This window comes from Polaromonas sp. P5_D5 (genome assembly GCF_054049435.1).
This window is the reverse complement of record NZ_JBFUMJ010000001.1, coordinates 111,596-136,577: the sequence shown is the minus strand read 5'-3', so window position 1 is coordinate 136,577 and position 24,982 is coordinate 111,596. Positions and strand designations below refer to the sequence as shown.

Annotated in this window: 23 protein-coding genes and 1 other RNA gene; 20 read left to right on the top strand and 4 right to left on the bottom strand. The window is 63.6% G+C overall.

Going from position 1 to position 24,982, the window contains the following annotated elements; all coding sequences use genetic code 11:
• Positions 1-62: 62 nt before the first annotated feature.
• The 8 genes from ACXJKE_RS00660 to ACXJKE_RS00625 all read left to right on the top strand — a co-directional run bounded on the left by ACXJKE_RS00660 (position 63) and on the right by ACXJKE_RS00625 (position 11,089).
• Positions 63-2,657, top strand: a complete 2,595-nt coding sequence (locus ACXJKE_RS00660) for a PD-(D/E)XK nuclease family protein (protein ID WP_457278650.1) — start codon at positions 63-65, stop codon at positions 2,655-2,657.
• Positions 2,654-5,956, top strand: a complete 3,303-nt coding sequence (locus ACXJKE_RS00655; protein WP_457278649.1) for a UvrD-helicase domain-containing protein — start codon at positions 2,654-2,656, stop codon at positions 5,954-5,956. The genes ACXJKE_RS00660 and ACXJKE_RS00655 overlap by 4 nt, the downstream gene beginning before the upstream one ends.
• Positions 5,957-6,014: 58 nt before the next feature.
• Positions 6,015-6,647 (top strand): hypothetical protein, encoded by a 633-nt coding sequence (locus ACXJKE_RS00650; RefSeq protein WP_457278648.1) that lies wholly within the window; start codon positions 6,015-6,017, stop codon positions 6,645-6,647.
• A 287-nt stretch (positions 6,648-6,934) separates the two neighbouring features.
• A complete protein-coding gene (locus tag ACXJKE_RS00645) occupies positions 6,935-8,305 on the top strand; it encodes a TIGR03862 family flavoprotein (RefSeq protein WP_457278647.1) in 1,371 nt (456 codons plus the stop codon).
• An 81-nt stretch (positions 8,306-8,386) separates the two neighbouring features.
• A complete protein-coding gene (locus tag ACXJKE_RS00640; protein WP_457278646.1) occupies positions 8,387-8,668 on the top strand; it encodes a hypothetical protein in 282 nt (93 codons plus the stop codon).
• 150 nt (positions 8,669-8,818) lie between these two features.
• The gene (locus tag ACXJKE_RS00635) at positions 8,819-9,535 is read left to right on the top strand and encodes a Crp/Fnr family transcriptional regulator (protein WP_457278645.1); all 717 of its coding nucleotides are present in this window, start codon (positions 8,819-8,821) and stop codon (positions 9,533-9,535) included.
• 159 nt (positions 9,536-9,694) lie between these two features.
• On the top strand, positions 9,695-10,387 hold the full coding sequence (locus tag ACXJKE_RS00630; RefSeq protein WP_457278644.1) for a Crp/Fnr family transcriptional regulator: 693 nt from the start codon (positions 9,695-9,697) through the stop codon (positions 10,385-10,387).
• Between the two features lie 240 nt (positions 10,388-10,627).
• Positions 10,628-11,089 carry a hypothetical protein gene (locus tag ACXJKE_RS00625; protein ID WP_457278643.1) on the top strand — a complete coding sequence of 154 codons (462 nt, stop codon included), beginning with the start codon at positions 10,628-10,630 and terminating at the stop codon, positions 11,087-11,089.
• Between the two features lie 29 nt (positions 11,090-11,118).
• On the opposite strand, the gene ACXJKE_RS00620 is transcribed toward ACXJKE_RS00625, so the two are convergent.
• Positions 11,119-11,379 (bottom strand): hypothetical protein, encoded by a 261-nt coding sequence (locus tag ACXJKE_RS00620; RefSeq protein WP_457278642.1) that lies wholly within the window; start codon positions 11,377-11,379, stop codon positions 11,119-11,121.
• 186 nt (positions 11,380-11,565) lie between these two features.
• Between ACXJKE_RS00620 and ACXJKE_RS00615 the strand changes: the two genes are divergently transcribed.
• Positions 11,566-12,054, top strand: coding sequence for a low molecular weight protein-tyrosine-phosphatase (locus ACXJKE_RS00615; RefSeq protein WP_457278641.1), 489 nt, complete (start codon positions 11,566-11,568; stop codon positions 12,052-12,054).
• A 34-nt stretch (positions 12,055-12,088) separates the two neighbouring features.
• Here ACXJKE_RS00615 and ffs read toward each other — a convergent pair.
• An RNA gene (gene ffs, locus ACXJKE_RS00610) (signal recognition particle sRNA small type) lies at positions 12,089-12,185 on the bottom strand.
• Positions 12,186-12,374: 189 nt separating this feature from the next.
• Here ffs and dnaX point away from each other — a divergent pair.
• The 8 genes from dnaX to ACXJKE_RS00570 all read left to right on the top strand — a co-directional run bounded on the left by dnaX (position 12,375) and on the right by ACXJKE_RS00570 (position 19,545).
• A complete protein-coding gene (gene dnaX, locus ACXJKE_RS00605) occupies positions 12,375-14,234 on the top strand; it encodes a DNA polymerase III subunit gamma/tau (RefSeq protein ID WP_457278640.1) in 1,860 nt (619 codons plus the stop codon).
• A gap of 94 nt (positions 14,235-14,328) precedes the next feature.
• Positions 14,329-14,661 carry a YbaB/EbfC family nucleoid-associated protein gene (locus tag ACXJKE_RS00600; RefSeq protein ID WP_457278639.1) on the top strand — a complete coding sequence of 111 codons (333 nt, stop codon included), beginning with the start codon at positions 14,329-14,331 and terminating at the stop codon, positions 14,659-14,661.
• A 150-nt stretch (positions 14,662-14,811) separates the two neighbouring features.
• Positions 14,812-15,438 (top strand): recombination mediator RecR, encoded by a 627-nt coding sequence (gene recR, locus ACXJKE_RS00595; protein WP_457278638.1) that lies wholly within the window; start codon positions 14,812-14,814, stop codon positions 15,436-15,438.
• 71 nt (positions 15,439-15,509) lie between these two features.
• Positions 15,510-15,923, top strand: coding sequence for an MAPEG family protein (locus ACXJKE_RS00590; RefSeq protein WP_457278637.1), 414 nt, complete (start codon positions 15,510-15,512; stop codon positions 15,921-15,923).
• A 134-nt stretch (positions 15,924-16,057) separates the two neighbouring features.
• Positions 16,058-17,107, top strand: coding sequence for an ABC transporter substrate-binding protein (locus ACXJKE_RS00585; RefSeq protein ID WP_457278636.1), 1,050 nt, complete (start codon positions 16,058-16,060; stop codon positions 17,105-17,107).
• A gap of 220 nt (positions 17,108-17,327) precedes the next feature.
• A complete protein-coding gene (locus ACXJKE_RS00580) occupies positions 17,328-18,155 on the top strand; it encodes an ABC transporter ATP-binding protein (RefSeq protein ID WP_457278635.1) in 828 nt (275 codons plus the stop codon).
• A gap of 2 nt (positions 18,156-18,157) precedes the next feature.
• Positions 18,158-18,997, top strand: a complete 840-nt coding sequence (locus tag ACXJKE_RS00575) for an ABC transporter permease (RefSeq protein ID WP_457278634.1) — start codon at positions 18,158-18,160, stop codon at positions 18,995-18,997.
• Positions 18,998-19,392: 395 nt separating this feature from the next.
• Complete coding sequence (locus tag ACXJKE_RS00570) at positions 19,393-19,545, top strand: DUF3096 domain-containing protein (protein WP_348050368.1); 153 nt, start codon at positions 19,393-19,395, stop codon at positions 19,543-19,545.
• Positions 19,546-19,590: 45 nt separating this feature from the next.
• On the opposite strand, the gene ACXJKE_RS00565 is transcribed toward ACXJKE_RS00570, so the two are convergent.
• A complete protein-coding gene (locus tag ACXJKE_RS00565; protein WP_457278633.1) occupies positions 19,591-21,150 on the bottom strand; it encodes a transglycosylase SLT domain-containing protein in 1,560 nt (519 codons plus the stop codon).
• Positions 21,147-21,917: a hydroxyacylglutathione hydrolase gene (gloB, locus tag ACXJKE_RS00560; protein WP_457278632.1), complete on the bottom strand. Its 771-nt coding sequence runs from the start codon at positions 21,915-21,917 to the stop codon at positions 21,147-21,149. Before gloB ends, ACXJKE_RS00565 begins: the two co-directional genes overlap by 4 nt.
• Positions 21,918-21,929: 12 nt before the next feature.
• Between gloB and ACXJKE_RS00555 the strand changes: the two genes are divergently transcribed.
• The 3 genes from ACXJKE_RS00555 to ACXJKE_RS00545 all read left to right on the top strand — a co-directional run bounded on the left by ACXJKE_RS00555 (position 21,930) and on the right by ACXJKE_RS00545 (position 24,967).
• The gene (locus tag ACXJKE_RS00555) at positions 21,930-22,769 is read left to right on the top strand and encodes a class I SAM-dependent methyltransferase (RefSeq protein WP_457278631.1); all 840 of its coding nucleotides are present in this window, start codon (positions 21,930-21,932) and stop codon (positions 22,767-22,769) included.
• A gap of 53 nt (positions 22,770-22,822) precedes the next feature.
• Positions 22,823-23,305 (top strand): ribonuclease HI, encoded by a 483-nt coding sequence (rnhA, locus tag ACXJKE_RS00550; RefSeq protein WP_457278630.1) that lies wholly within the window; start codon positions 22,823-22,825, stop codon positions 23,303-23,305.
• 273 nt (positions 23,306-23,578) lie between these two features.
• Positions 23,579-24,967, top strand: a complete 1,389-nt coding sequence (locus tag ACXJKE_RS00545; protein ID WP_457278629.1) for an efflux RND transporter periplasmic adaptor subunit — start codon at positions 23,579-23,581, stop codon at positions 24,965-24,967.
• Positions 24,968-24,982 lie beyond the last annotated feature (15 nt).

The window sequence follows — 24,982 nt, the reverse complement described above, 5'->3', positions numbered from 1 at the left end:
TATTCAATTTGCGGCTTCCGGCCCCATTTCTTTCTTGCCAACCTCTTTTCCCCAACCTCTGTATGCCACCTGCTCCAACCTCTGATGCCGCATGGTCTGCGCCTGATGCGCTGTGCTGGCATCAGGCCATGGGCCGGCTTGCAGAAGCAATGCAGGCGCGCGGCGTCCATCCCGCAGAAGCCGTGGTGCTGCTGCCCTATGCCCAGCTGATCCAGCAGGCGCGCCGTGCCTGGGCTGCGCAGGCGGGCGAGACGTTTTTTGTTCCCCGCTTTGAAACCACCATGAACTGGGCCAGCGGCCTGGGCGGCACGTTGGGCCTCCATGTGCCTTCAGGCGACGATTTGCGCATGGATGTGGCGGTCGATATGCTCACAGCCGCGTCACTGCTGGGCCGCGCCGGCTTGGGCGCCCAGCAGGATGCGCTGGCCGGCAGGCTGGTTGAAGCGGCCTGGAGCCTGGCCGGTGTGGCCGCAGCCGTCGTGCCGGCCGCGCGCCGCGCCTGGAGCGAGCGGCTGGCGCTGACGCTGGGTGCCGGCCTGGACTCGCCGGTGCTGGCCCTCGAAGCTGCTGTGGGGCGCATCGCGCTGGCCTGGGCGTCGGCGTCCGCCTATCCGACTGACAGGCTTTTTCAGGCGAAACCTCAGCTGTTCGCCGTGCTGGAAGGCTTTCAAGCCGACCCGCTTACCGAAGCTCTCAAGGCGCATTTCGGCGACCGGTCGGTTTCCATCCCGCTGTGCGTCTCGCTCGAAGGGCCCTCGGCACCACCCGCGCTGCACATTGCGCAAGACGCTGAAGACGAAGCGGGCCGGGCCGCCGCTTGCGTGCTGGCGCATCTGACGCAAGGCCGCAGCCCGGTCGCGTTGATTGCGCAGGACCGGCAGCTCACACGGCGTGTCGGCGCCATGCTGGCTGAGCGCGGCATCGCCATGCGCGATGAAACCGGCTGGAAGCTTTCGACCACACGCGCCGCTGCCGCCCTGATGAGCCTGCTGCGCGCCATGCCTTGGGATGCATCGACGGATGCCGTGCTGGACTGGCTGAAAAACGCACCCGCGTTTGACGCCGTGCTGGTCACCGCCGCCGAGACCGAGCTGCGCAAGACCGGCGTGCGCGCCTGGCGCGACCTGCCGGACTTTGCGGAAGAAGCCATCTTGCCGCCCGTGTTTGCCGCAACAGGCCCGTTGGCGCGCGAAGTGAACGCATTGCGCAGCCCTTTCGGCCGTGCCCGTCCGCTGGCGATGTGGCTGCGCGACCTGCGCACTCTTTTGCAATCCGCCGGGCAGTGGGACGCACTGGCGCAGGACGAAGCCGGGCAGACGGTGCTGGATGTATTGCGCCTGCACGAAGGCGCTGAGACCGAATTCGAAGCATCGCCGGTGATGCGGCTGCATGACTTCACGCAGTGGGCCAACCAGGCGCTGGAAGGCGGCAAGTTCTCCCCGGTGCATCCGCCGGCAGAACAGGTGGTCATCTTGCCGCTGCCGCAGCTGCTGGGCCGCCCCATGCAGGCCGTGGTGTTACCCGGCTGCGATGAAATCCGCCTGCCGGTGTCGCCGGAACCTGCCGGCCCCTGGACGCCCGGCCAGCGCGAGCTGCTGGGCCTGCCGCCCCGGGAAGTGCTTGCCGCGGCCCAGCGCCAAGCCTGGCACTATGCCCTGCACATGCCGCATCTCGATGTGCTCTGGCGCACCAGTGAATCGGGCGAGCACCTCATCCCCAGCGGCTTTGTGCAGGAGCTGCTGCTGGACCAGGACGAGGAAGCGGTACAGCGCATGGCCACCGACCCTCGCAGCCTGCGTGCCGTGGCAACCCAGCCCACGCCGCACCCCTTTCCGACCGGCGAGGCCTTGCCCGTCACCCGGCTTTCGGCCAGCGCGTATGAAGACCTGCGGCGCTGCCCCTACCGCTTTTTTGCGCTGCGCCAGCTTAGGCTGCAGGAGCCCGAAGAGCTTGAAAGCGAGCTGGGCAAGCGCGACTTCGGCAACTGGCTGCACAGCCTGCTGCGGCATTTTCATGAAGCCCTCAAAGCGGCGCCAACCCCCGATCTATCAGCGCGGGTAGCTATGCTAAACATAGCAGCCGAGCGCGCCACGCAAGAGCTGGCGCTCAGCGACAGCGAGTTTTTGCCCTTTGCCGCGGCCTGGCCCGGCGTGCGCGAGGGCTACCTGAAATGGCTGGCCGAGCACGAAGCGACCGGCGCGATATTCGACGAAGCCGAAGTCTGGCGCGAAGTGCCCGTCGGCACACTCACGCTGCTCGGCCAGCTGGACCGCGTGGACCGTCAGCCCGACGGACACGCCCTGGTGATCGACTACAAGACCGAGCCGCGCACCACCACGAGCGAGCGCATCAAGAACGGCCAGGAAGACACGCAACTCGCGTTTTATGCCGCCCTGCTGAGCGACGACACGCTGGCGGCGGCCTATGTCAACCTCGGCGAAAAAGAACCGACCAAAACCTATGAGCAACCCGACATCGTCGGACTGCGCGACGAGCTCATCGACAGCATCCTGACCGATATGGCGCGTATTTCGCGTGGCGCCGCGTTGCCGGCGTTAGGGGAGGGCAAGGCTTGCGATTACTGCGCCGCCCGCGGTCTCTGCCGCAAGGACTTCTGGAATCTCGACGAAGAAACGGCACGGGGGGCGAGCCAATGACCGCTCCCGGCCAAACGCACATCGCTCACTCCGCCGCTTACGAATGCAACGGCGAGCCGCTCTCCGCCGATGCGTTCTACGCCATTGCCTGCGACCCGCGTCGCAGCGTGGCGGTGGAAGCCTGCGCCGGGGCGGGCAAGACCTGGATGCTGGTGTCGCGCATCGTGCGGGCCTTGCTTGACGGGGCCACGGCCGCACCGGGGCAGCAGGTCTTGCCGCACGAGATCCTTGCCATCACCTTCACCAAAAAAGCCGCCGGTGAAATGCGCGAACGCCTGGACGACTGGCTCAAGGCCTTTGCCCACGCCGACGATGAGACCCTGCAGCGCGAACTGGAAATGCGCGGCGTCAGGGGCGATTTTTCAAGCCAAAAAGGCTTGCAGTCCGCACAGGCCGTGCGCGGACAGCTATCAAATTTATACCGCTCCATCCTGGCCAGTGGCCGCTCGGTGCAGATCCGCACCTTCCACAGCTGGTTTGCAGCCCTGCTGCGCAGCGCACCGGTGGCGGTGCTGCAGCGCCTGGAACTGCCGGTGAACTATGAGCTGCTGGAAGACGACGCGCCGGCGCGCGCGCTGGTGTGGCGGCGGTTTTATGCGGCCGTCGCGGCTGATGCGTCGCTCAAGGCCGACTTTGAGGCCGTGGTGCTGGCGTATGGCCGCTTCCAGGCCGACAAAGCCTTGCAGGCCGCGCTCGATAAGCGCACCGAGTTCACACTGGCCGACGAAAAAGGGGTGATCGACGCCTCGGTACAACCATTCAGTGCACAGTTCACCGAATTTGGCGGCCTTGATGAACCCGAAGAGCTGCTCAGCACCAACCGTTTTCACCGGCAAACCTTGAGGGACGCTGCCATCGCGCTGGGCCGTGCGAGCGCGCCGACTTTCTCGGCCAAAGGCGTGGAACTGGAGCAGGCGCTGACGGCCGGCGACTTTCCGGCGGCTATCGCGGCCCTGCTGACCGAGAAGGGCACGCCGCGCAAGTTCGGCGAAAAAATCGTCGGCATCGAACAGGTGCGCATTGCCCAGGACCTGGTGTTGCGCGTGGTGGCGGCCAGCCAGCAGCACGATGCCTGGCTGTACCAGCAGCGCATGGCGCGCCTGACGCGCGTGTTGATCGCCCAGTTCACCGCCTTGAAGCGCGACCGCGGCTGGGTCGACATGAATGACGTCGAACGCGCTGCGCTGCTGATGCTGGCCGACCCGGTGTTGTCGGGCTGGGTGCAGGAGCGGCTGGACGCGCGCATCCGCCACCTGATGATTGACGAATTCCAGGACACCAACCCGCTGCAGTGGCAGGCCCTGTATGCCTGGCTCATCGGATACTCGGGTGCGGGTACGGCGCCCAGCGTGTTCCTGGTGGGTGACCCGAAGCAAAGCATTTACCGCTTCCGCCGTGCCGAGCCGCAGGTGTTCCGCGCTGCGCAGGCTTTTGTGGTGCACGGCCTGGGCGGTGACTTGCTCAGCTGCGACCATACGCGGCGCAACGCTGAAGCCGTGATCGACACCGTCAACTCGGCCATGGCCATGGCACGGGAGGCCGACGGCTATGACGGTTTTCGCGAACACACCACGGCTTCAGGCCTCGCCGGCGCCGTGGGCCGGCTTCCGCCCATTGCACGCAACAAGGATGAAGAGGAAGCTTCGCCGCTGGCCACCGGCTGGCGCGACAGTCTGACCACGCCGCGTGAGTTGCCCGAGGAAACCCTGCGCACGCGCGAGGCGCGCCAGGCCGCTGCCTGGATTTCAGAACAGGTAGCCGCCGGACTGCGTCCCCAGGACGTGATGGTTCTCTCGCGCAAACGCGCCGGCCTGCTGCCGCTGCAGGACGAGCTGCGCGCGCTGCACATCCCTGCGCAGGTGGGCGAGAAAACCGAGCTGATCGACTGCTGCGAAGTGCAGGACATGGTGGCGCTGCTCGACGTGCTGGTGTCGCCGCAGCACGACCTTTCATTGGCGCGCGCACTGCGTTCGCCGCTGTTCGGGCTGGCTGACGATTGCCTGGTGCAGCTGGCGCTGCTGCAGCGCGAGCACCACCAGCCGTGGTACGGTCTGCTACAAAAAGAGGAGCTGCTTGCGCCCGATCTGAAAGGGCTGGGGGCCGTTTTACTTAAGTGGAAGAGCTGGCTGGATCGCCTGCCGCCACACGATGCGCTGCAGGGCATTTACGACGACGGCGACGTGCTGGCGCGTTTTGGTGCTGCCGCCCCGGCGGCGCAGCGCAGCGCGGTGCTGGCCAACCTGCGCGCGCTGCTGGGTGTGTCGCTGGCACTCGACGGCGGGCGTTACGCCACGCCTTACGGTTTTGTGCGCGCGCTCAAGGCCGGCGGCACCCAGGCGCCGGCAGCCGTCAGCAGCGAGGCGGTCCGGCTGCTGACCATCCACGGCGCCAAGGGCCTTGAAGCCGAAGCCGTGCTGCTGCTGGACACCGACACCGTCGAGCGCAATGCCGACAGCATGGGCGTGCTGGTCGACTGGCCCGGCGAAGCGACCGAGCCGCGCAAGTTTGTTTTTTTGGTCAGCGAAAGCCGCCCGCCCGCCTGCGCCGCCGATACGCTGGCCAGCGAGCAGGCCGCCCGCAAGCGCGAAGAGCTCAACGCCTTGTATGTGGCGCTGACGCGCGCCCGCCATACGCTGGTGATTTCCTCCATCGAGCCGCACCGTGTGACGACTGAGAGCTGGTGGCAGCGCCTGCACGCACTGGTGGGCGAGCTGCCTGCGCCGGTCGCGGATGAGTCTGCAGCCGCCCATCTTGATGCGGCCGACGCCGGCGTGTTCTACCTGCCCGAGTTGCCTGAACTGCCCGAGGTCATGACGATTTCCGAGTCTGCTGCGGTGCGCGTTGATGAAGATTCGCTCAAGGCACGCATCGGCAAGGCCATGCACCGCTTGCTGGAATGGGGCGGTGCGCTGTCGGCGGAACAAGTGAAGGCCGCGGCGCGCGAGTTTCGCCTGAGCCCGGCACAGGCCACTGAGGCGACTGCGCTAGCCGGGCGCATTCTGGCGGGTGAGGGCGCCTGGGCCTGGAGCCCGCAAGCCGTGGCCTGGCAAGGCAACGAAGTCGGCCTTGTCTACGCCGGGAAAGACTTGCGGCTGGACCGCCTGGTGCAGCGCAAGGACGCCGGCCACGAAGGACACTGGTGGGTGCTCGACTACAAATCCGCCGTGGCGCCGGAGCTGCAGCCCGCGCTGGTGGCGCAGCTGCAGGACTACCGTGCGGCGGTGCAGCTGATTTACCCCGGCGCGCCGGTGAAAGCAGCTTTCCTGACGGGGCGGGGAACTGTTGTCGAGCTGGATTGATCTCACACAGCCCGCGCTCTACCCCATGTTATTCGCCGACCTGAAGAAAGAGACAACCATGTTCAAGCAACTTGCCGCCTCGCTAACCTTCCTGGCCGTCCTGCCACTGGCATGGGCCCAAACCCCGGCACCGACTAACCCCACGGTGCGCCTGCGCGCGACGATTGAAAAAGTCGATGCAACCAGCCTCACCATCAGGGAACGCAGCGGCGAGGTGATCACGCTGGTGCGCCCGGCCGAGATGGACGTGTCCGAGGTGTACCCGCTGTCGCTGGCCGACATCAAGCCTGGCAGCTACATCGGCACCGCCGGCATGCCGCAGCCCGACGGCAGCCAGCTGGCGCTGGAGGTGCTGGTGTTCCCCGAAGCAGCGCGCGGCGCCGGTGAAGGCCACCGCCCCTGGGATTTGCGGCCCGACAGCACCATGACCAACGCCACCGTGGCCGACCTGGCCGCGGCGCCAACGTCGGTGCCCGGCGGGCAAAAGCTCACGTTGCGCTACAAAGATGGCGAGAAAACCGTGATTGTTCCGCCGGATGTGCCGGTGGTGTCCTTCAAGCCCGGCAAGGCCGATGAAAACGCCTTGCTGGTGCCGGGTGCCAAGGTGATGATCACGGCGCAGGAAAAAGCCGGCAAGCCGACCGCGCTGCGTGTCATCGTCGGCCGCGATGGTTTTGCGCCGCCCATGTAGTGCAATGCGCCGCGCGGGCTGGCAAGTGCGGCCTGTGATAATTGGCGCATGCCGCCAATCGGCGCCAAACCTGTACCTGGCCCCTGTTTTTAAGCGATTTAGCCCTGCAGGCCAATAGGATAGGGCGCAAGCAGCTATCAAAAACAGAGCAAACACATTCGCCTGCGAAGCGCTATCTTTGACGCCTTTCAGGAAAGCGGCTGCTGTTTGGCCTTGATTTCTCCAATTTCACCCTGGCTCGCCTCCGCGAGCAGACGGAACACCTTTTGAACGACTCAGCCTCTCCCGTGAAACCGCCGCCTGCCGGCCCCCTGCGTATTGCCGTCATAGGCGGCGGACCCGCCGGCCTGATGGCCGCCGAGGTGCTGGCCGCTGCCGGTGCGGCCGTGAAGGTCGAGGTGTACGACGCCATGCCTTCGGTGGGGCGCAAGTTTTTGCTGGCCGGCAAGGGCGGGCTCAACCTCACGCATTCCGAAGCACCGGAGGCTTTTCTGAGCCGCTATGGCGAGCGCGCTCCACAGCTGCAGCCGTTGCTGGCCGCGTTCGGCCCGGCCGAGCTGCGTGCCTGGGCTGAAGCGCTGGGTGTGGAAACCTTTATCGGCAGCTCGGGCCGCGTGTTCCCCAAAGACATGAAAGCCGCGCCGCTGCTGCGCGCCTGGCTGCACCGCCTTCGCCAGGCCGGCGTGCAGTTTTCCATGCGGCACCGCTGGCTGGGCTGGGCCGATGACGGCGCGCTGAAGTTTTCAACGCCCACCGGCGAGGTGCTGGCGCAAGCCGACGCCGTGGTGCTGGCTTTGGGCGGCGGCAGCTGGGCGCGGCTGGGCTCTGATGGCGCCTGGGTGCCGCTGCTGGCTGCGCGCGGCGTGGCCGTGGCGCCGCTGCTGCCGTCCAACTGCGGCTTCGACGTGGCGGCGCGGCCCGACAGCCCGGCGCAGCTTGAAGAGGCGGCAGCCGACGCCGGCGAGACCCGCCGCGAATTCCTGCAGGAGCTCATCGGAAAAAGTCCCTTGACCAAGGCCGGCTGGACTGAACACTTCGCCAGCCGTTCTGCCGGCCAGCCTTTCAAGTCCGTCGCCATCAGCTTCACCGATTCACGCGGCCGAGCTTTTAGCCGCAAGGGCGAGTTCATTGCCACCGCCCCCGGTGTGGAAGGCAGCCTGGTGTATGCCGCCTCCAGCTTGTTGCGCGACGAGATTGCGAAACACGGCAGCGCCACCTTCCTGCTCGATTTGCTGCCCGCCAAGACCGCCGAGCAGGTGCTGGTAGAGGTGCGCCACCCGCGCGGCTCACGCTCGCTGTCCAGTCACCTCAAGAGTCGCCTGAACCTGGATGGCATCAAGGCCGCGATGTTGTACGAACTGCTGGGCAAGGACGCGATTGCCGATCCGGTGCGCCTGGCCGCCGGCATCAAGGCGCTGCCGGTGCGCGTTACTGCGGCCAGGCCGATGGATGAAGCCATCAGCACCGCGGGCGGCGTGATGTTTGAGGGCCTGAGTGCACAGCTACAGCTGGGTGCTGCGGCTGCAGTGCCCCAGCCCGTGTTCTGTGCCGGTGAAATGCTGGACTGGGAAGCCCCCACGGGCGGCTATCTGCTCACGGCCTGCTTTGCCGGCGGGCGTGTTGCCGGGCAGGGCGTTTTAAGTTATTTTGGCCTGTAGGCCAATAGGGGCGAGCGCAAGCAGCTATTGATTTTGTAGCAAATTTTCTGAACCATTCGCCGTTGCGCGAGAGGAACCGCCATGATCGTCCGTTTTAACATCGACTCTTTTGACAAAACCCAGTACGAATACCGCGTGACCCACGAAGGTGAAGACCTGTTCGGCGACGCGGGGTTGGGCGGCATTGAAGAATGCATCATCGCCGCCACCGAAGGCCTGGGCCAGGACGCCGTGGCAGCAGAAGTCGCCTTCAGGGGCATCATCAGCGGCACCTACCCGCTGGCGTCGCTGGCGCTCATGTCGGCGCAGATCGCCGTTCATGCATTGCAGACCACCGAGGCGGTTGAAGAGGTGAGCCGGTAGCCTCATCGTCACCGGGCGACCTTTGCCGCGAATAGCTGGTTTGTGCGGTATCGCACATACCGGAGGGCCTTTAATCCCTATACTCCGAAGACGGTGCGAGATCTCTGCCAGAGGCCCAACTCGAAGCCAGATCCGCCCCGGAGTGTCTCGATGGCCAATGCTTCCAACCCCAAAGACAACCAGCTGCTTGCCGCATTGCCGGAAGCAGAGTGGCAGCGCTGGCTGCCGCAGCTGGAGTGGGTCGACATGCCGCTGGGTCAGGTGCTTTACGAGTCGGGCACCACGCTGGACCATGTGTACTTTCCCACCACGGCCATCGTTTCGCTGCTTTATGTGATGGAAAACGGCTCTTCGGCCGAGATTGCCGTGGTCGGCCATGAAGGTGTCGTGGGCATCTCCCTGTTCATGGGCGGGGAGTCCACACCCAGCCGCGCCGTCGTGCAAAGCGCCGGCCAGGGCTTTCGCCTCAAGGCACAGGCGATCAAGAACGAGTTCAAGCGCGCGCCGGTGCTGCACCTGCTGCTGCGCTACACCCAGGCGCTGATCACGCAGATGGCGCAAACCGCGGTATGCAACCGCCATCATTCGCTGGACCAGCAGCTGTGCCGCTGGCTGCTGCTCAGCCTTGACCGGTTGCAGAGCAATGAGCTGGTGATGACGCAGGAGCTGATCGCCAACATGCTGGGCGTGCGCCGCGAAGGCGTGACCGAAGGCGCGACCAAGCTGCAAAACCTCGGGCTGATCCGCTATTCGCGCGGCCGTATCACGGTGTTGGACCGCCCGGGCCTGGAGCAGCGCACCTGTGAGTGTTATGCCGTGGTCAAGAAAGAATACGACCGCTTGCTTCCCGAAAAACTCGCCTCCTAGCATCCCGGTGTGCGGCCTGTTGTGTGCTGTGTGCGCTGGCACACGGTGGCGTTGGCGACACGTCGTGCATACTGGGGCACCGAATTGAACTGACGACAGTAGCGCGGCCTTGTCCATGACCCGGCACTCCCCGGGGTCCGCCTACACCGGAGAGCCGCTTTGGCCCCTGTCGAAAACCACCTCATTGAGCTTCTCCCTCGCAAGGACCGCCTGCGCCTGCTCGCCGTCTGCGAGCCGGTTGAGTTGTCGCTGGCTGAAGTGATGTGCGAACCCGGCAAACCCACACGTTACGTCTATTTTCCGGTCGAAAGCTTCATTTCCCTTGTGGCCCTTGTTGAGGGCAGCCCGGGAGTAGAGGTTGGCATGGTGGGCCGCGAAGGCATGCTGGGTGCGCAACTGGTGCTGGGCGTTGTCACCGCGCCGGTGCATGCGGTAGTGCAGGGCGCAGGTGCATCCTGGCGGATCAGCACCGCCGTTTTCCGGCGCGAGCTGGCGCTCAGCGCTTCGTTGCAACGCGGCCTGAACCGCTACCTTTATGTGCTGATGGCGCAGCAGTCCGCATCAGCCGCCTGCCTTCGGTTTCACCTGACGAGCCAGCGCCTGGCCCGATGGCTGCTGATGAGCCAGGACCGCGCGCATTCCGACAATTTTCATGTGACACACGAATTTCTGGCCTACATGCTGGGCATGCGCCGCGTCGGCATCACGTCGGCCGCCAGCGCGTTGCAGCGCAGCGGATTGATCGAATACCACCGTGGTGAATTGAAGGTTCTTGACCGCGGCGGCCTGGAAGCCGCGGCATGCAGCTGTTACGCGGCTGACCGGAAAACCTATACCCAATTGCTTCACTGACGAGCGGGTTTGGGATAGCGGGGGCCTGCCTGTCAGGCAAAAGCATCGGTTTACCTGTTTCAGCTCAATGGCAGCCCGCGACTCTGCCTGAAAACCTTTTGCGGTTGATGTGTGCTACCGCACGGACGGATCGCCTTGGGCCGCCTAGAAAGGAGCGTACGGCGATATTGCGAACCTTTGAAGGTGCAGCGCCCAACCGCTGTTGCAGCGCCATGCAACTCCTTTAGCGAGGGTTCTGAAATGATCCGGCTTGCTTCCTCACCCCCTCCCAATATCAGGCTGCTGGCGCGCTCGGCGCTGACCATGCTGAGCTCTCCTGAACTCATGAAGGAGTCCCGGTGCGAGCTGCCCGCCACCAGCGCCGCTGCGCTGGATGTTCTGCGCGACTGGGCCAAAGGAGGCGGCGAGGACGCTGACGACGCCCATCTCGCTTCGCTTCCCGAGCGGCAGCTCGAAGCGCTCACACCCGACCACCCGCTGGACATCGCGATCGCCGACTGGGACGCGCTGTTTCACGCCGTCAAGGCCAGGCTCATGCTCAGCGTCGGTGAAAAACTCGCGGCCGCACCCAACTCGCAGGCCGGCGAGGCCGCGGAGCTGGTCCAGTCCATCGTGCTGGAGTGTGTGGGCGCCTTGCACCAGCTTCACCTGGCGCTGACGCAAGAGCGCGAGCAGCGTGCCCACCCGACAGTCCCTGATTGATTTTTCTTTTTGAGATGTCCGCAGGCCCGTCAGGCCGGTTTTGACGCAACCGGCAAGGGCCGAAAAGTCTCCAGGTGGGCGATGATCAGATCGGTCACCTCCATCCCGCTCAGCGAACTCAACGCAAAGAACGCCACAGAGTCGGCATGGCCAGCCCGCGGGTCGTAATACTGCGACGGCACCTGCCGCAAATAACGCGCACGCGCCTTGCTGTCCTGCAATTCGTACACCAGGGCATCGTCGGCAACTCCCACTTGCAGCCCATGAAGCGGGCCCCCTATGCAGGTCATCAGCATTGCATGGTTGTCTCCGTCAATGGACTGTATACGGATGGAGTGCCTGTGGCTATGGGCCGTCTGGCCTAGTGGTGGCTTTGGTCGCCGGATGGGCAGCGTCAAACCTAAAATGGTTGTGATAGCCCAAGGCCGCATGTTCTTTGGGTCTTCCATGGCAAGTCCCCGCCCAGCCTTCAATCCATGAAACCCTATTCCATTCTCTTTGTTTGCATGGGCAATATCTGCCGCAGCCCGACGGCCCACGGCGTGTTCCAACAAAAGGTCAAAGATCGCGGCTTGGCTCATCAAATCCAGGTCGACTCCGCCGGCACCCACAACTACCACCCCGGCAACCCACCCGACGAGCGCTCGCAGGCGCATGCATCCAGGCGCGGTTATGACCTGTCAGGCTTGAGGGCCCGGCAGATTTCGGATTCAGATTTTGAGCGCCATGATTTGATTTTGGCGATGGACTGGGACAACCTGGCTTTGATTCAGGAAGGGTGCCCGGCTAAACATCTCGGGAAGGTGCGCAGGCTCACGGAGTTCTGCCTGAAGCATGACAGCCCGGTTGTGCCTGATCCTTACTACGGCGGCAAGGATGGGTTTGAGCATGCGCTCGACCTGGTGGAGGATGCCTGCGAGGGGCTGATGCGGTATGTTGAACGCCAGCTGAAGCCGGCGCATTGACTGGCAGCGGCTGCGCGCGCTGCAACTTGAATAAGGTGACGAGCCTTGACCCCGGCACTGACTCCACAGTTAGGGCTGCTTGGTTCCCCACCTGACCCGGTTGGCCGCTTTACCATGCGGGAAGGCCCGTCACCCTCGATTGTAAGGGACTTGGGAATGACCCCTCTGGCATACCCCCATCAGTGAAAAGGGCACCGAGCGATCTATTCCAGCCGGGGCCGCGGGACTGGCTTTGCCAGACCGCAGGCGCAGCGGCCCCCTCGGGGGGCGGCGCATTACACGAAGTGAAAAGCGTGGGGGCCATATCCTAGAATGGGCGGATGTCCTATCTCGTTCTTGCCCGCAAATACCGCCCCAAAAATTTCTCGGAAATGGTGGGGCAGTCGCATGTGGTGCAGGCGCTGGGCAATGCGCTGGCCACCCAGCGGTTGCACCATGCTTACCTGTTCACCGGCACGCGGGGCGTGGGCAAGACAACCATTTCACGCATTCTGGCCAAGTCGCTCAACTGCCTGGGCCCGGACGGGCAGGGCGGCATCACGGCCACGCCGTGTGGCGTGTGCCAGGCCTGTACCGACATCGACAGCGGTCGTTTTGTCGACTACACCGAGCTGGACGCGGCGTCCAACCGCGGCGTGGATGAAATCGCACAACTGCTCGAGCAGGCCGTTTACAAACCTGTCGTCGGCCGCTTCAAGGTCTTCATGATCGACGAGGTGCACATGCTGACGAACACGGCGTTCAACGCCATGCTCAAGACGCTGGAAGAACCTCCCGAGTATTTGAAGTTTGTACTGGCCACGACCGACCCGCAGAAGGTGCCGGCCACCGTGCTGTCGCGCTGCCTGCAGTTCAACCTGCGGCCCATGGCGCCCGAGACGGTGCTGGAGCACCTCACGCAGGTGCTGGGCGTTGAAAACGTCCCGGCCGAGCAGCAGGCGTTGCGCCTGCTGGCGCGCGCGGCGCGCGGCTCCATGCGCGACGCCCTGTCGCTGACGGACCAGGCCATTGCGTTTGGCTCGGGCAAGCTTGAAGAAGCCAGTGTGCGCACCATGCTGGGCAGCGTGGACCGCAGCTATGTCTACCGCCTGCTGGATGCCCTGGCGCGCGGCGACGGCAAAACCGTGGTCGAAACCTCCGAAGCGTTGCGGCTGAACGGCTTGAGCGCGGCTTCCACCCTGGAAGAAATGACGACGGTGCTGCAACGCATGGCGGTGTTGCAGGCCGTACCCGAGATGGGGGCGGGTGACGACGGGGCCGACCCGGATATCGCGGAGACGGCCCGGCTGGCCCAGGCGCTGCCCGCTGATGAAACGCAGCTGCTTTACAGCCTGTGCCTGCATGGCCGCGGTGAATTGGGCCTTGCGCCCGATGAATATGCCGGGCTGACCATGGTACTGCTGCGCTTGCTGGCCTTCAAACCGTCGGCTTCGGCTACCACCCATGCGGGGGGTGCCGCCGAGCCTGGAAAAAAGCCCCAGCCTGAGGTGGCGCGGGCCCATGCGCCCGTGGCTTTGCCTGAACGGCGCGCGGCGCCGGCGCCTGCCGCTGCACGCGAACCTACCCATGATGAGCCGGTGCCTGCTGCGCCGCGTGTTCCGCAAGAAACACCCACTTCTCAGGATTTTGAGAAAAAACAGCCCGCAGCCCAAGCGGAGCGTGCGCAAGCAGCTATCAATTCAGTAGCGACTCCCGTGGCGATGCCGGAGCGGCCAGTACCGCAGCAGCGCCCGCAGCCGGGCGCGCCAGCAGCTGCCGTCGCGCCTCTGGTGCCTGTTCCGCACGGCGAAGACTGGAGCCAGACTGTCAACCAGCTGGTGGCCGCCGAAGCCGTGGCGGCGCTGACGCGTGAGCTGGGCCTGCAGTCGGAGCTGCGCAGCCAGGCCGATGGGCTGTGGACGCTTCGGGTAGAACGCGAGTCGCTGAACCAGGCGGCAGCGCGTGAAAAGCTGCAAGCCGCACTGCAGGCGCATCTCGGCGATGCGGCCTTGCGGCTCGCGGTGGAAGTGGGGCCCGTCACCGACACCCCGGCGCGCCGCAATGCGGCGGCGCAAGCCGAGCGCCAGCGTGCGGCCGAAGAAATGATCCAGAACGACCCGTTTGTGCAGGACATGATTCGCGACTGGGGCGCCAAAATTGTCCCCGGCAGCATCCGGCCGCTGGCTGCGAAGTCGATATGATCAAAGGCAGGTTTTAAAACCAATTTCTGCCCCCAATTTCGACGCAATTTCAGACGCAAAGCACACCTCGATTTCAAGTTTTAAAGGAACTACCATGTTTAACAAAGGACAACTCGCGGGCCTCATGAAGCAGGCGCAGGCGATGCAGGACAACCTCAAGAAAGCCCAGGAAGAACTGGCATTTGTGGAAGTCACCGCTGAGGCCGGCGCCGGCCTGGTGAAGGTCACCATGACCTGCAAGCACGATGTCAAACGCGTCGAAATTGACCCCAGCCTGCTGACTGACGACAAGGACATGCTGGAAGACCTGGTAGCCGCTGCGTTCAACGCCGCCGTGCGCAAGGCCGAGGAAGTGAGCAACGAGAAAATGGGCAAGCTCACGGCCGGGATGCCCGGTCTCCCTGGCGGGATGAAACTCCCGTTTTAGTTGTGAGCCCCCACGGTCGCTCACTGCGAGCCTGCGGCGGCTCCCTGCCCCTTGCACGAGAAAAGGGGCCGCTGCGCCTGCGGCCCGGCAAAGCCGGTTCCGCGGCCCCTGCTTGCGAAAGCGGGTACAACGCTCGGTCGCTGCTGCCACATGGCTGATTCGAATGCTCTCGAAGGCTTGACCCAGGCGCTGCGCAAGCTGCCGGGCGTGGGCGCCAAGTCGGCCGCGCGCATGGCGTTCCATCTCCTGCAGCACGACAAGCCCGGCGCGCTGCAGATTGCCCGTGCGCTGGAGCACGCCGTCAACAGCGTGCGGCATTGCACCCTGTGCAACACGCTGACCGAGCAGGAGGTTTGCACCACCTGCGCCAACCCGCAGCGTGACCGCAGCAAGCTGTGCGTGGTTGAAACACCGGCCGACCAGGCTGCCCTTGAACGCACGCTGGCCTACAAGGGCCTTTATTTTGTGCTCATGGGCAAGCTGAGCCCGCTTGACGGCATAGGCCCCAACGACATCGGCTTGCAAAAACTGTTTGACCGCGTGGTGCCCAAGAACGAGCGCGGCGAGGCGTTGCCGCCTGCATCGCGCGAAGTGCAGGAAGTCATCCTGGCGACCAATTTCACGGCCGAAGGCGAAGCCACTGCGCACGTGATTGCACAAGCGCTGAAAAGCCGCGGCGTCCAGGTGACGCGCCTGGCGCGCGGAGTGCCGGTGGGAAGCGAACTTGAATACGTAGATTTGGGCACCATTGCCCACGCGTTGGTGGACCGCAGGTGAGGGCGGTGTTTTTAGTTTTATCTTGACAGCTTCATGCCCGCAGCGGGCGACCATAACGAAAGGAACCCACCATGACATTCGCACGCTTCACCATTGCCTACTGGTGTGTTCTGATTGCGGCCCTGTTGCCCATTGTGTGTGCGGCCATTGCCAAATACGGCACGATGAGCACCCCGCGGCGCGACGGCGGATACGACAACCACAACCCGCGAGGCTGGCTGGCGCAGCAAACCGACTGGCGTGCCCGGGCCAACGCCGCGCAAGCCAACACCTTCGAGGCGCTGCCCTTTTTCTTTGCAGCAGTCATCATTGCGCACGTCCTGCAGGCGGGGCAGACACGGCTGGACATCCTGGCATTGCTCTTTGTCGTGCTGCGCATTGCCTACATCATGATGTACATCGCTGACCTGGCCAAAGCCCGCTCGGCCATCTGGGCGTGTGCACTTTTTATCAATATCGTCATTCTTTTTTCCGGCTTTCGTTGACACATGCGTCGGGCGTGTGAAAGTTACCTCTGGTAACGCGATCACCTTCGGTAAAAACCCGCACGGGATGACCCCGATGCGGGTTTTTTTATGCCTCGATAAGCTTGTGACATCAAAAAAAGAGAGAGGCTTGCATGAATCGCCAACCCCTGATTTCCCGCCGGGCTTTTGCCGGTGGCACCGCACTGGCAGCAGCAACGCTGGCATTGCCGGCGCTTCGCGCGCAACCCAGGCTCGAGAAAACAAAAATTGCGCTGGCGGTCGGCGGCAAGGCGGCGTTCTATTACCTGCCTCTTACCATTTCAGAGCAACTGGGGTATTTCAAGGCTGAGGGCCTGGACATTGAAATCAGCGACTTTGCCGGTGGCGCGCGCGCGCTACAGGCCGTGGTGGGCGGCTCTGCCGACGTCTGCTCGGGTGCTTTCGAGCACACCATCAACCTTCAGTCCAAAAACCAGATGTTCCAGGCTTTTGTGCTGCAGGGCAGGGCGCCGCAAATCGCTTTTGGCGTCTCGACCAAAAACATGCCCAACTACAAAACGGTCGCAGACCTGAAGGGCAAGAGAATCGGTGTGTCTGCGCCGGGGTCATCCACCAACATGATGGCCAACCTGGTACTTTCGCGCGCAGGCCTCAAACCCGGCGACGTGAGTTTTATCGGAGTCGGCACTGCGGCGGGCGCACTGACTGCGATGCGTTCGGGGCAGATCGATGCCATGAGCAATACCGACCCGGTCATGACCATGCTCGAGCAAAAGGGCGAGGTAAAGATCATCAGCGATACGCGCACCCTCAAGGGCACGATCGAAGTTTTTGGCGGTTCCATGCCGGCGGCCTGCCTGTACGCCCCGATAGAGTTCGTCCAGAAAAATCCCAACACTTGCCAGGCACTGGCCAATGCGATCGTGCATGGGCTCAAATGGCTGCAGACGGCAGGCCCCGGTGACATCATCAAGACCGTGCCCGAGAGCTACCTGCTGGGTGACCGGGCGCTGTACCTTGCGTCATTCAACAAGGTGCGTGAGTCGATCTCGCTTGACGGCATCATTCCTGATGATGGTGCGCGCACGGCGCTCAAGGCACTGGCAAGCTTTGACCCCAGCATCAAGGCCGACAAGATCGACATCGCCAAGACCTATACCAACGAGTTTGCGCGCAAGGCCAAGGACCGATTCAAAGCTTGAGCCCCCACGCTTTTCACTTCGTGTAATGCGCGAGGCCTTGCAGGCCGCGGCTCGCGAGACGCTTCGCCTCTGTCGCCCGTCCAGGCCTGCGCAGGCAGGCTTGGAGCCGCGGGCTCCAGCCCCTCGGGGCCGCTGCGCCTGCGGTCTGGCAAAGCCAGTCCCGCGGCCCCGGCTGGTGAAGATAGAGGCCCTGCGCAGCACCTTGCTGTAAGCTCCCGCCATGCCAGAACCCGACGACGCCTACGCCCTGGAGTTGATCAACATCAGCTGTACCTTTCACTCGCGCGACGATGCGGGCCAGCGTTATACGGCGGTGAGCGACACTACCTTGCGCATACGGGCCGGTGAATTCGTTTCGGTTGTCGGGCCTACAGGGTGCGGTAAATCCACGTTGCTCAATATTGGTGCCGGTTTGCTGGAGCCGTCTTCCGGCGAGGTTCGGGTGTTTGGCCAGCCGCTGGGCGGCATCAACACCCGCGCCGGCTACATGTTCCAGACCGAAGCTTTGATGCCATGGCGCAGCGCCATCGCCAATGTGATGATGGGATTGCAATACCGGGGCATTCCCGACGATGAAGCCCGCCGCCAGGCGCAGGCCTGGCTGGAACGTGTGGGCCTGGGCGAGTTCGGTGACCGCTATCCGCACCAGCTTTCGGGCGGCATGCGCAAACGCACCGCACTGGCCCAGGTGCTGGCACTGGACCCCGACATCATCCTGATGGACGAGCCGTTCAGTGCGCTGGATATTCAGACACGCCAGCTCATGGAAAACGAAGTGCTGGACCTGTGGGCTGCCAAGAAAAAGGCGGTGCTGTTCATCACGCACGATCTGGACGAAGCCATTGCCATGAGCGACAGGGTGGTGGTGCTGTCGGCTGGCCCCGGCACGCATCCTATCGGCGAATTCCCGATTGACCTGCCGCGCCCGCGTGACGTGGCGGAGGTGCGCAGCCAGCCGCGTTTTGTGGAGCTGCACAAACAGATCTGGGACGTGCTGCGCGATGAAGTGCTTAAAGGCTATGCACAGCAACTCAAGAAGGCAGCCTGATCATGTGGCGCCATCTCAAGCCCTCTGAAAGCAATCTCCGCGCATGGCAAGTCGGTTTGCTGGTATTCATTCTGATCGGCTGGCACCTGGCGTCGCGCGACCAGAAAATTGCTTTTTTCCTGGGCGAGCCGATCAAGGTGGCCGGCAAGATATGGAGCTGGTTCATGCCCTTTGGTTTCGGGCCGAGCGGCCTGTTCCCCGATGGACTGGCAGGCAACGCCGACATCTACCTTCATCTGGGCACCACCCTGCTGGAAACTGTGTTGGCCTTCGGCATAGGCACGGCGCTGGGCCTGGCCTGCGGGCTGTGGCTGGCCTTGGCCCCTACGGCCAGCGCGATCCTGGACCCTTACATCAAAGCCGCCAACTCGATGCCGCGGGTGATTCTGGCGCCGATCTTCTCGCTGTGGCTTGGCCTTGGCATCTGGAGCAAGGTAGCGCTGGCGGTCACGCTGGTATTTTTCATCGTGTTTTTCAATGTTTACCAGGGTGTGAAAGAGGTCAGCCCGGTGGTGCTGGCGAATGCCCGCATGCTGGGCGCCAACCAGCGCCAGCTGTTGCGCACGGTGTACCTGCCAAGCGCGACCAGCTGGGTGTTTTCCAGCCTGCATACCTCTGTGGGCCTGGCGTTTGTCGGGGCTGTCGTGGGTGAATACCTGGGGTCGGCGCGCGGAGTGGGCTACCTGATTTTGCAGGCCGAGGGCACGTTTGACGTGAACACGGTGTTTGCCGGCATCGTGGTGCTGACGGCGTTCGCCCTCGTGCTGGACGGCATTGTTGGCAAGCTGGAGAAGCGGCTCATGAAATGGCAGCCGCGCATCGGTGAGACAGAAAAACTCTAAGAACCTGTTCACGGCCTAAACGGGGTTCCGTTGGGATGCAATCGGGATGAGTGGGCCGACCGGGCACGCCGCATGGGCTAATGCCCATGCAAGAGCTCGGGTGGCTCAATCGCCCGATTTCACCCCAACCCGGAGGGCAAGCCCCTTTTCGGGCGGTCTGCGGCGTTGCGGCGCTAACCCATAGCGGTGCTATGGGCAGCGCACCGCGCCTTGCATCCCATCCCGAAAAGGGGCTTGCGGGACCTCGTTTAGGCCGCGAACAGGTTCTACCCTGTACCGCAACTCTTCCTGTCGTCCTACAGCCTGTGGCCGGGCGGCTCCTTAAAGTCGTGGCTGCCTGCACCGCTTCTGCCATGCGCAGCAGCGGCGAGCCGGCTTCACTCCAAGGACACACCATGAATCTTTCACTCAGCATCGGCCCCATCGTGTCGCTCATCGCGGGGATCCTTATCCTGCTGATACCGCGCCTGCTCAATTACATCGTGGCGATTTACCTGATCGTCATCGGCCTGATCGGGCTGTTCGGCAGCGGTTCGTTCAAGCTGTAGCAGCAGCCCGCAGTTGGTGACTGCTGAAGTGCGTGCTCCGGAGCGTCAACGTTTTTTGGACTTGACGACCGTCTTGGTATTGCTGCGTTTGGTCACTTTCGCGGAACTGCCGCGACTGCGGCTGGAGGCTGAGGCCTGGCTTTTGGAGGCGTGGCTTTTGACCGGAAGAAAAACCACCACCTGATGGCCCAGTTTGAAAGCGCTGGAAGTGCTGACATTGTTCCATTCGGCAACGCTGGCAGCGCTCAGGCCGTAGCGCTTGGCAATGGTCGCGACCGACTCGCCCTTGCGGGCCTTGACGGTGGTGCGGCGCGTCACGACTTCAGGAGCGAACGAGACCTGCGCGGTATCCGCAACGTGGCTGGTAACGTCGTTTTCAACCTTGGCTGAACGCGGCACCAGCAAGGTCGAACCGGCCTTGATGAGCATGCGCGGCGGTATGTTGTTGACGCTGCGCAGATCGGCTTCACTCATGCCGGTACGCCGCGCCGCTTCGGCCGGGTTCATGGTGCTGGGGGCTGACCAGGCGGTCCAGCTGGCGTATTGCCCCTGGGTGTAGGCCTCGAAATTACGTTGGAACACCGTAGCGTTATCCCAGGGAAGCAGGATCTGGGGCGTCCCCGCCGCAATGATGACGGGGCGGTGCGCCGAAGGGTTCAGTGCCTTGAAGTCTTCAATCTTGACGTCGGCAAGGCGTGCGGCCAGGGCCACATCAATGTCGCGTGTGATCAGCACCTGCTGAAAATAAGGGTGGTTTTCGATCAACGGCAGCTCGGTGCGAAATGCCTGGGGATTGGCCACAATGTTCTTGACGGCCTGCAGCTTGGGCACATAGAGCCGGGTTTCTGCCGGCATGTTCAGGTCGGTGTAGCTGGTGCCCAGTCCCGCTCTCTGGTTTTTGGCAATGGCGCGGCCCACACTGCCTTCACCCCAGTTATAGGCCGCCAGCGCCAGATGCCAGTCGCCAAACATGCCATGCAGCTTTTGCAGGTAGTCCAGCGCTGCTCGGGTGGAAGCCAGTACGTCGCGCCGGTCGTCACGGAAAGCATTTTGCTTCAGGTCGAAATATTTACCGGTGGCCGGCATGAACTGCCACATGCCGGCGGCTTTGGCGCTGGAAACGGCTTGCGGGTTAAAAGCGCTTTCGATGAACGGCAGCAGGGCCAGTTCCGTCGGCATCTGGCGGCGCTCGAGTTCTTCAACGATATGAAAAAGGTATTTGCTGGAGCGCTCGGTCATGCGCAGGATATAGTCCGGCCGGCTGGCATACCACTGCTCGCGATCCGTCACCAGCTCATTTTGCAGGTCGGGCATGGCGAAGCCGCGGCGAATACGGTCCCATAGTTCCTTGGGAGGTTCCGTGGAGGCGATCTGGTAAGAGCCGATCTGACCTGGTGTGATGGCTTGAAGCGGACCGCCCGGCACTTGCGGTTTGGCGGTGGGGCTTGTTCCTGTTGTGAGGACCGGGTCACCCGGCATGCCGGGTGGCTGTGTGGCGCAGCCCGCTAGCAGCGTCGCCACAAGCAGAAACGCCAGCGGAACAATACGGAAATTGATGAGTTTGGGAAGAGGAGCGGCTGCAGTGGTTCGGTCGTGTGGCGTCATTTGAATTGGTTTTTCCACTGCCGGATGGCGGCAAATACGGTGTTGTCGTCTCGGGCCGACGCATCAAAGTGCCGGGCAGCAGCCATGATAGTGGGTTGGCGGGTCCGCAAGAAGGGGTTGATCAGCAATTCCTGGGCTACAGAGGTCGGCAAGGTCGGCTTTTCCTGGGTGCGAAGCGCAACGCATTGCGCCTGATACGCCGCCAGGTCGGTGTTTTCCGGCTCGACCGCCATGGCAAAGCGCAGATTGCTGAGTGTGTATTCATGGGTACAACAGACGACGGTGTTGCCGGGCAACGCAGCCAGCTTGTCGAGCGAGGTCAGCATTTGCGCCGGTGTACCCTCAAACAAACGTCCGCAGCCTCCCGAGAACAGCGTGTCGCCGCAAAACAGCAGCGGCCTGCCGTTCACCTCGGGCGTGTAGAAAGCAATGTGGCCTGCGGTATGGCCAGGTACATCAATCACCTGAAAATTAAGACCAAGGGCTTTCGCTGTGTCGCCACCGCTGAGGGGCGTGTATGGCCGCGGAATGTGTTCGGTGGCCGGGCCCCAGACCTGAGCACCTGTTGCCTCGCGAAGGGCATCTACGCCGCCTGTATGGTCTGCATGGTGATGCGTGACTAGAATCGACTCCAGTTGCAACGCATGCTGCTCCAGGGTGCGCTGCACCGGCCCGGCATCTCCCGGGTCCACGACCAGGGCGCGCCTGCCGTCATGCAACAACCAGAGGTAGTTGTCGTCAAAGGCAGGAATGGGAATCAAATACATACAGTGGTCTCAATGAGCTCTGAAATTATAGGTTTGACGGACTGGCTGAAGACCCCTCCCGGTGGCTATCTTCTGGACTGGGAGCGCACGCATTTTGACCAGGCCGTCGGTGACGTTTTTGGTTACCACGCCCTGCAACTGGGCCTGCCGGAGCTCGACGCCCTGCAAGCCAATCGCATGCCGCACAAATGGCTGGCGCTGGATTCATTGCCGCCGCCATCTGAACCCGGAAAGTCCCCGGCTACAGATACGAGCGGCCGCACGGCCGCAAGTTCCCGGCGCGCGGCGCTCCTGACCGATGCGGGAGCACTTCCATTCCCGGAGAACAGCCTGGACCTGGTGGTATTGCCGCACACGCTCGAACTCAGCAGCGACCCGCATGCCAGCCTGCGCGAGGTGAGCCGGGTGCTTGTTCCGGAAGGGCGGGTGGTCATCAGCGGCTTCAACCCGACCAGCTTGTGGGGGCTGCGCCAGCGCCGCGGCCACATCTACCAGCGTTGGGGGTATGACAACCTGTTTCTTCCCAAAACAGGCGAGTTCATCGGCTACTGGCGCCTTCGCGACTGGCTGAGGCTGCTGGACTTTGAGGTAGAGTCGGGGCGCTTCGGCTGCTACCGGCCGGCGCTCACAAGTCAGGCCTGGCTGGACCGGTTCGAGTGGATGGATGCGGCGGGGGAACGCTGGTGGCCAATTTTTGGCGCTGTTTATTTCCTCGCAGCGGTCAAGCGTGTACGGGGAGTCCGCTTGCTTGAGCCGGCCTGGAAGGCGCGAAGGGCGCCGGCGACGGCACCCGCCGCGATAGCCAACAAGGAGCCGCTCACCCGATCATCCCGCTCTCAGCCGCCTGCCTGATTTTCTTTAACCACCGGCTGCTCTTTGGAGCTTCCCGGGAGCATTTGTAACGCATGACCGACACACCAACAGGCACAACGCCACAACCACAACACGTCGTGATCTATACCGACGGCGCATGCAAGGGAAACCCCGGCCCCGGAGGTTGGGGGGCGCTGCTGGCAATGGGCGGCACCGAAAAAGAGCTATTTGGCGGCGAACTTGGCACTACCAACAACCGCATGGAAATGACTGCCGTCATCGAGGCGCTGGCGGCGCTGAAGCGGCCCTGCAGCGTGACGCTTTACCTGGACAGCGAATACGTGCGCAAGGGCATTACCGAGTGGATTCACGGCTGGAAAGCCCGGGGCTGGCGTACAGCGGCCAAGGCGCCGGTCAAGAATGTGGATCTCTGGCAGCGCCTGGACGCCCTTGTCGTCTCCAGCGGCCACAAAATCGACTGGCGTTGGGTCAAGGGCCATGCCGGTGACCCCGGCAACGAGCGTGCCGACGCACTGGCCAACAAAGGCGTGGAACGCGCGCTCGGCCGCTTGTAACAAAGACCTGTCAGGGAGTCTGAAGCCGGGGTGGGAACATGTGCGCAAAACACGCACCAAACAGCCTTGGCCCACACAAAAAAACTGCGCCTTCCGGAACGCACCATAAGCGTACATAGCATCCGCACCGTTTTGCTCGCCCGCGCCGTTTGGTAAAGCCGTTGTAAAGCTACCGCGCTCACCCTGCGCAGAGGCCAGAAAAAGGCTGCGCGCGCCATGGTGTCCTGCTACATTGGAAGTTTGTATCTCTTTGTATAACAAGTTTTCCTCCCCATGGCATCAAAAGCAATTTACACAGCGGTCGCGGTAGCGGGCATAGCGGTCGCCTCGGGTGCTGCCTGGTGGCTGCAAAAACCTAAGGCGCAGGGCGGTGCGGCCGAGTCTTCTCCGGTTGCCTCGACGGGCCAGGGCGCCGGCAATGGCACCAACGGCGCCGCCGCTGGAAAACCGGTGACCGTGGAAGCCGCGAAGGTGGAACTCGCCAGACTGTCGGATGACACCTCGGCCGTGGGCAGTTTGCGTTCGCGCCGCGGCGTGGTCTTGCGCCCCGAGGTCAGCGGGCGCATCACCCAGCTCAATTTCACCGATGGCCAGCGTGTGCGCAAAGGCCAGGTTCTGGTGCAGTTCGACGACCAGTTGCCGTTGGCGCAGGTGCAGCAAAGCCAGGCCGAACTGTCGATCGCACGGGCCAACCAGAAGCGCAACCAGGAACTGGTGGCGCAAAACTTCATCAGCCAGCGCTCGCTCGATGAAAGCGCTGCCAACCTGCAGGTGGCCGAGGCCAAACTGTCTCTGGCCAAGGCCACGGCCGCGCGGCTGAAGATCGTCGCGCCATTTGACGGCATCGCCGGTATCCGGCTCGTGAACGTGGGCGACTACCTGAAAGACGGCGCGGACATTGTCAACATCGAAGACATCGAGGCCATCTTTGTCGATTTCCGGCTGCCCGAACGCTTCCAGAGCAAGGTCAGGCGCGGCCAGACAGCTGTCCTCGACATCGACGCCTTGCCGGGGCGCAAGTACAACGCGCAAATCCAGGCCATAGACCCCCTGATCGACGCCAACGGCCGTTCCATTGGCATCCGCGGCTGCATCGACAACCGCCAGCTGCAGCTGCGGCCCGGCATGTTCGCCCGGGTCAACACGGTGTTCGGCGTGCGCGAGAACGCCCGCGTGGTGCCCGAGGAAGCGATTGTTCCGCAGGGCGGCCGGCAGTTCGTCATCAAGCTGCTGGAAGGCCCGAACGAGCAGACCCGCACGACCAAGCGCGTGGAAGTCAAGGTCGGCCTGCGCAGCCCCGGCAAGGTCGAGATCCTCGAAGGCCTGGAGTCCGGTGACGTTGTGGTCGCGACCGGCCAGCAGCGCGTACAGCGTGATGGCACGGTGGTGTCCGTGGTGGACCTGGCCGCAAATGCTTCTGCCCGCGCGGGCAACGCAAAAGCTGCCGCTGCCGGTACTGCGCCCGCGGCAGCTGCCGCAACGGCCCCTGCGGCTGCGGCCACGCCGGCCAAAGCTGTGGCCGCCGCACCGCAAGCGCCGCCGGCAGGCCCCAACCCTTGTGGCGTGGTGGTGTCGGAGGCCCCAGGAGCCCTGGTGCCGGTGCGTAGCGTGGCCCCAGCCGAACGCCGCCCGGCCGGCCCGCCAGCGCGCGACCCCGCTTGAGCGGCCGCCGCGCCA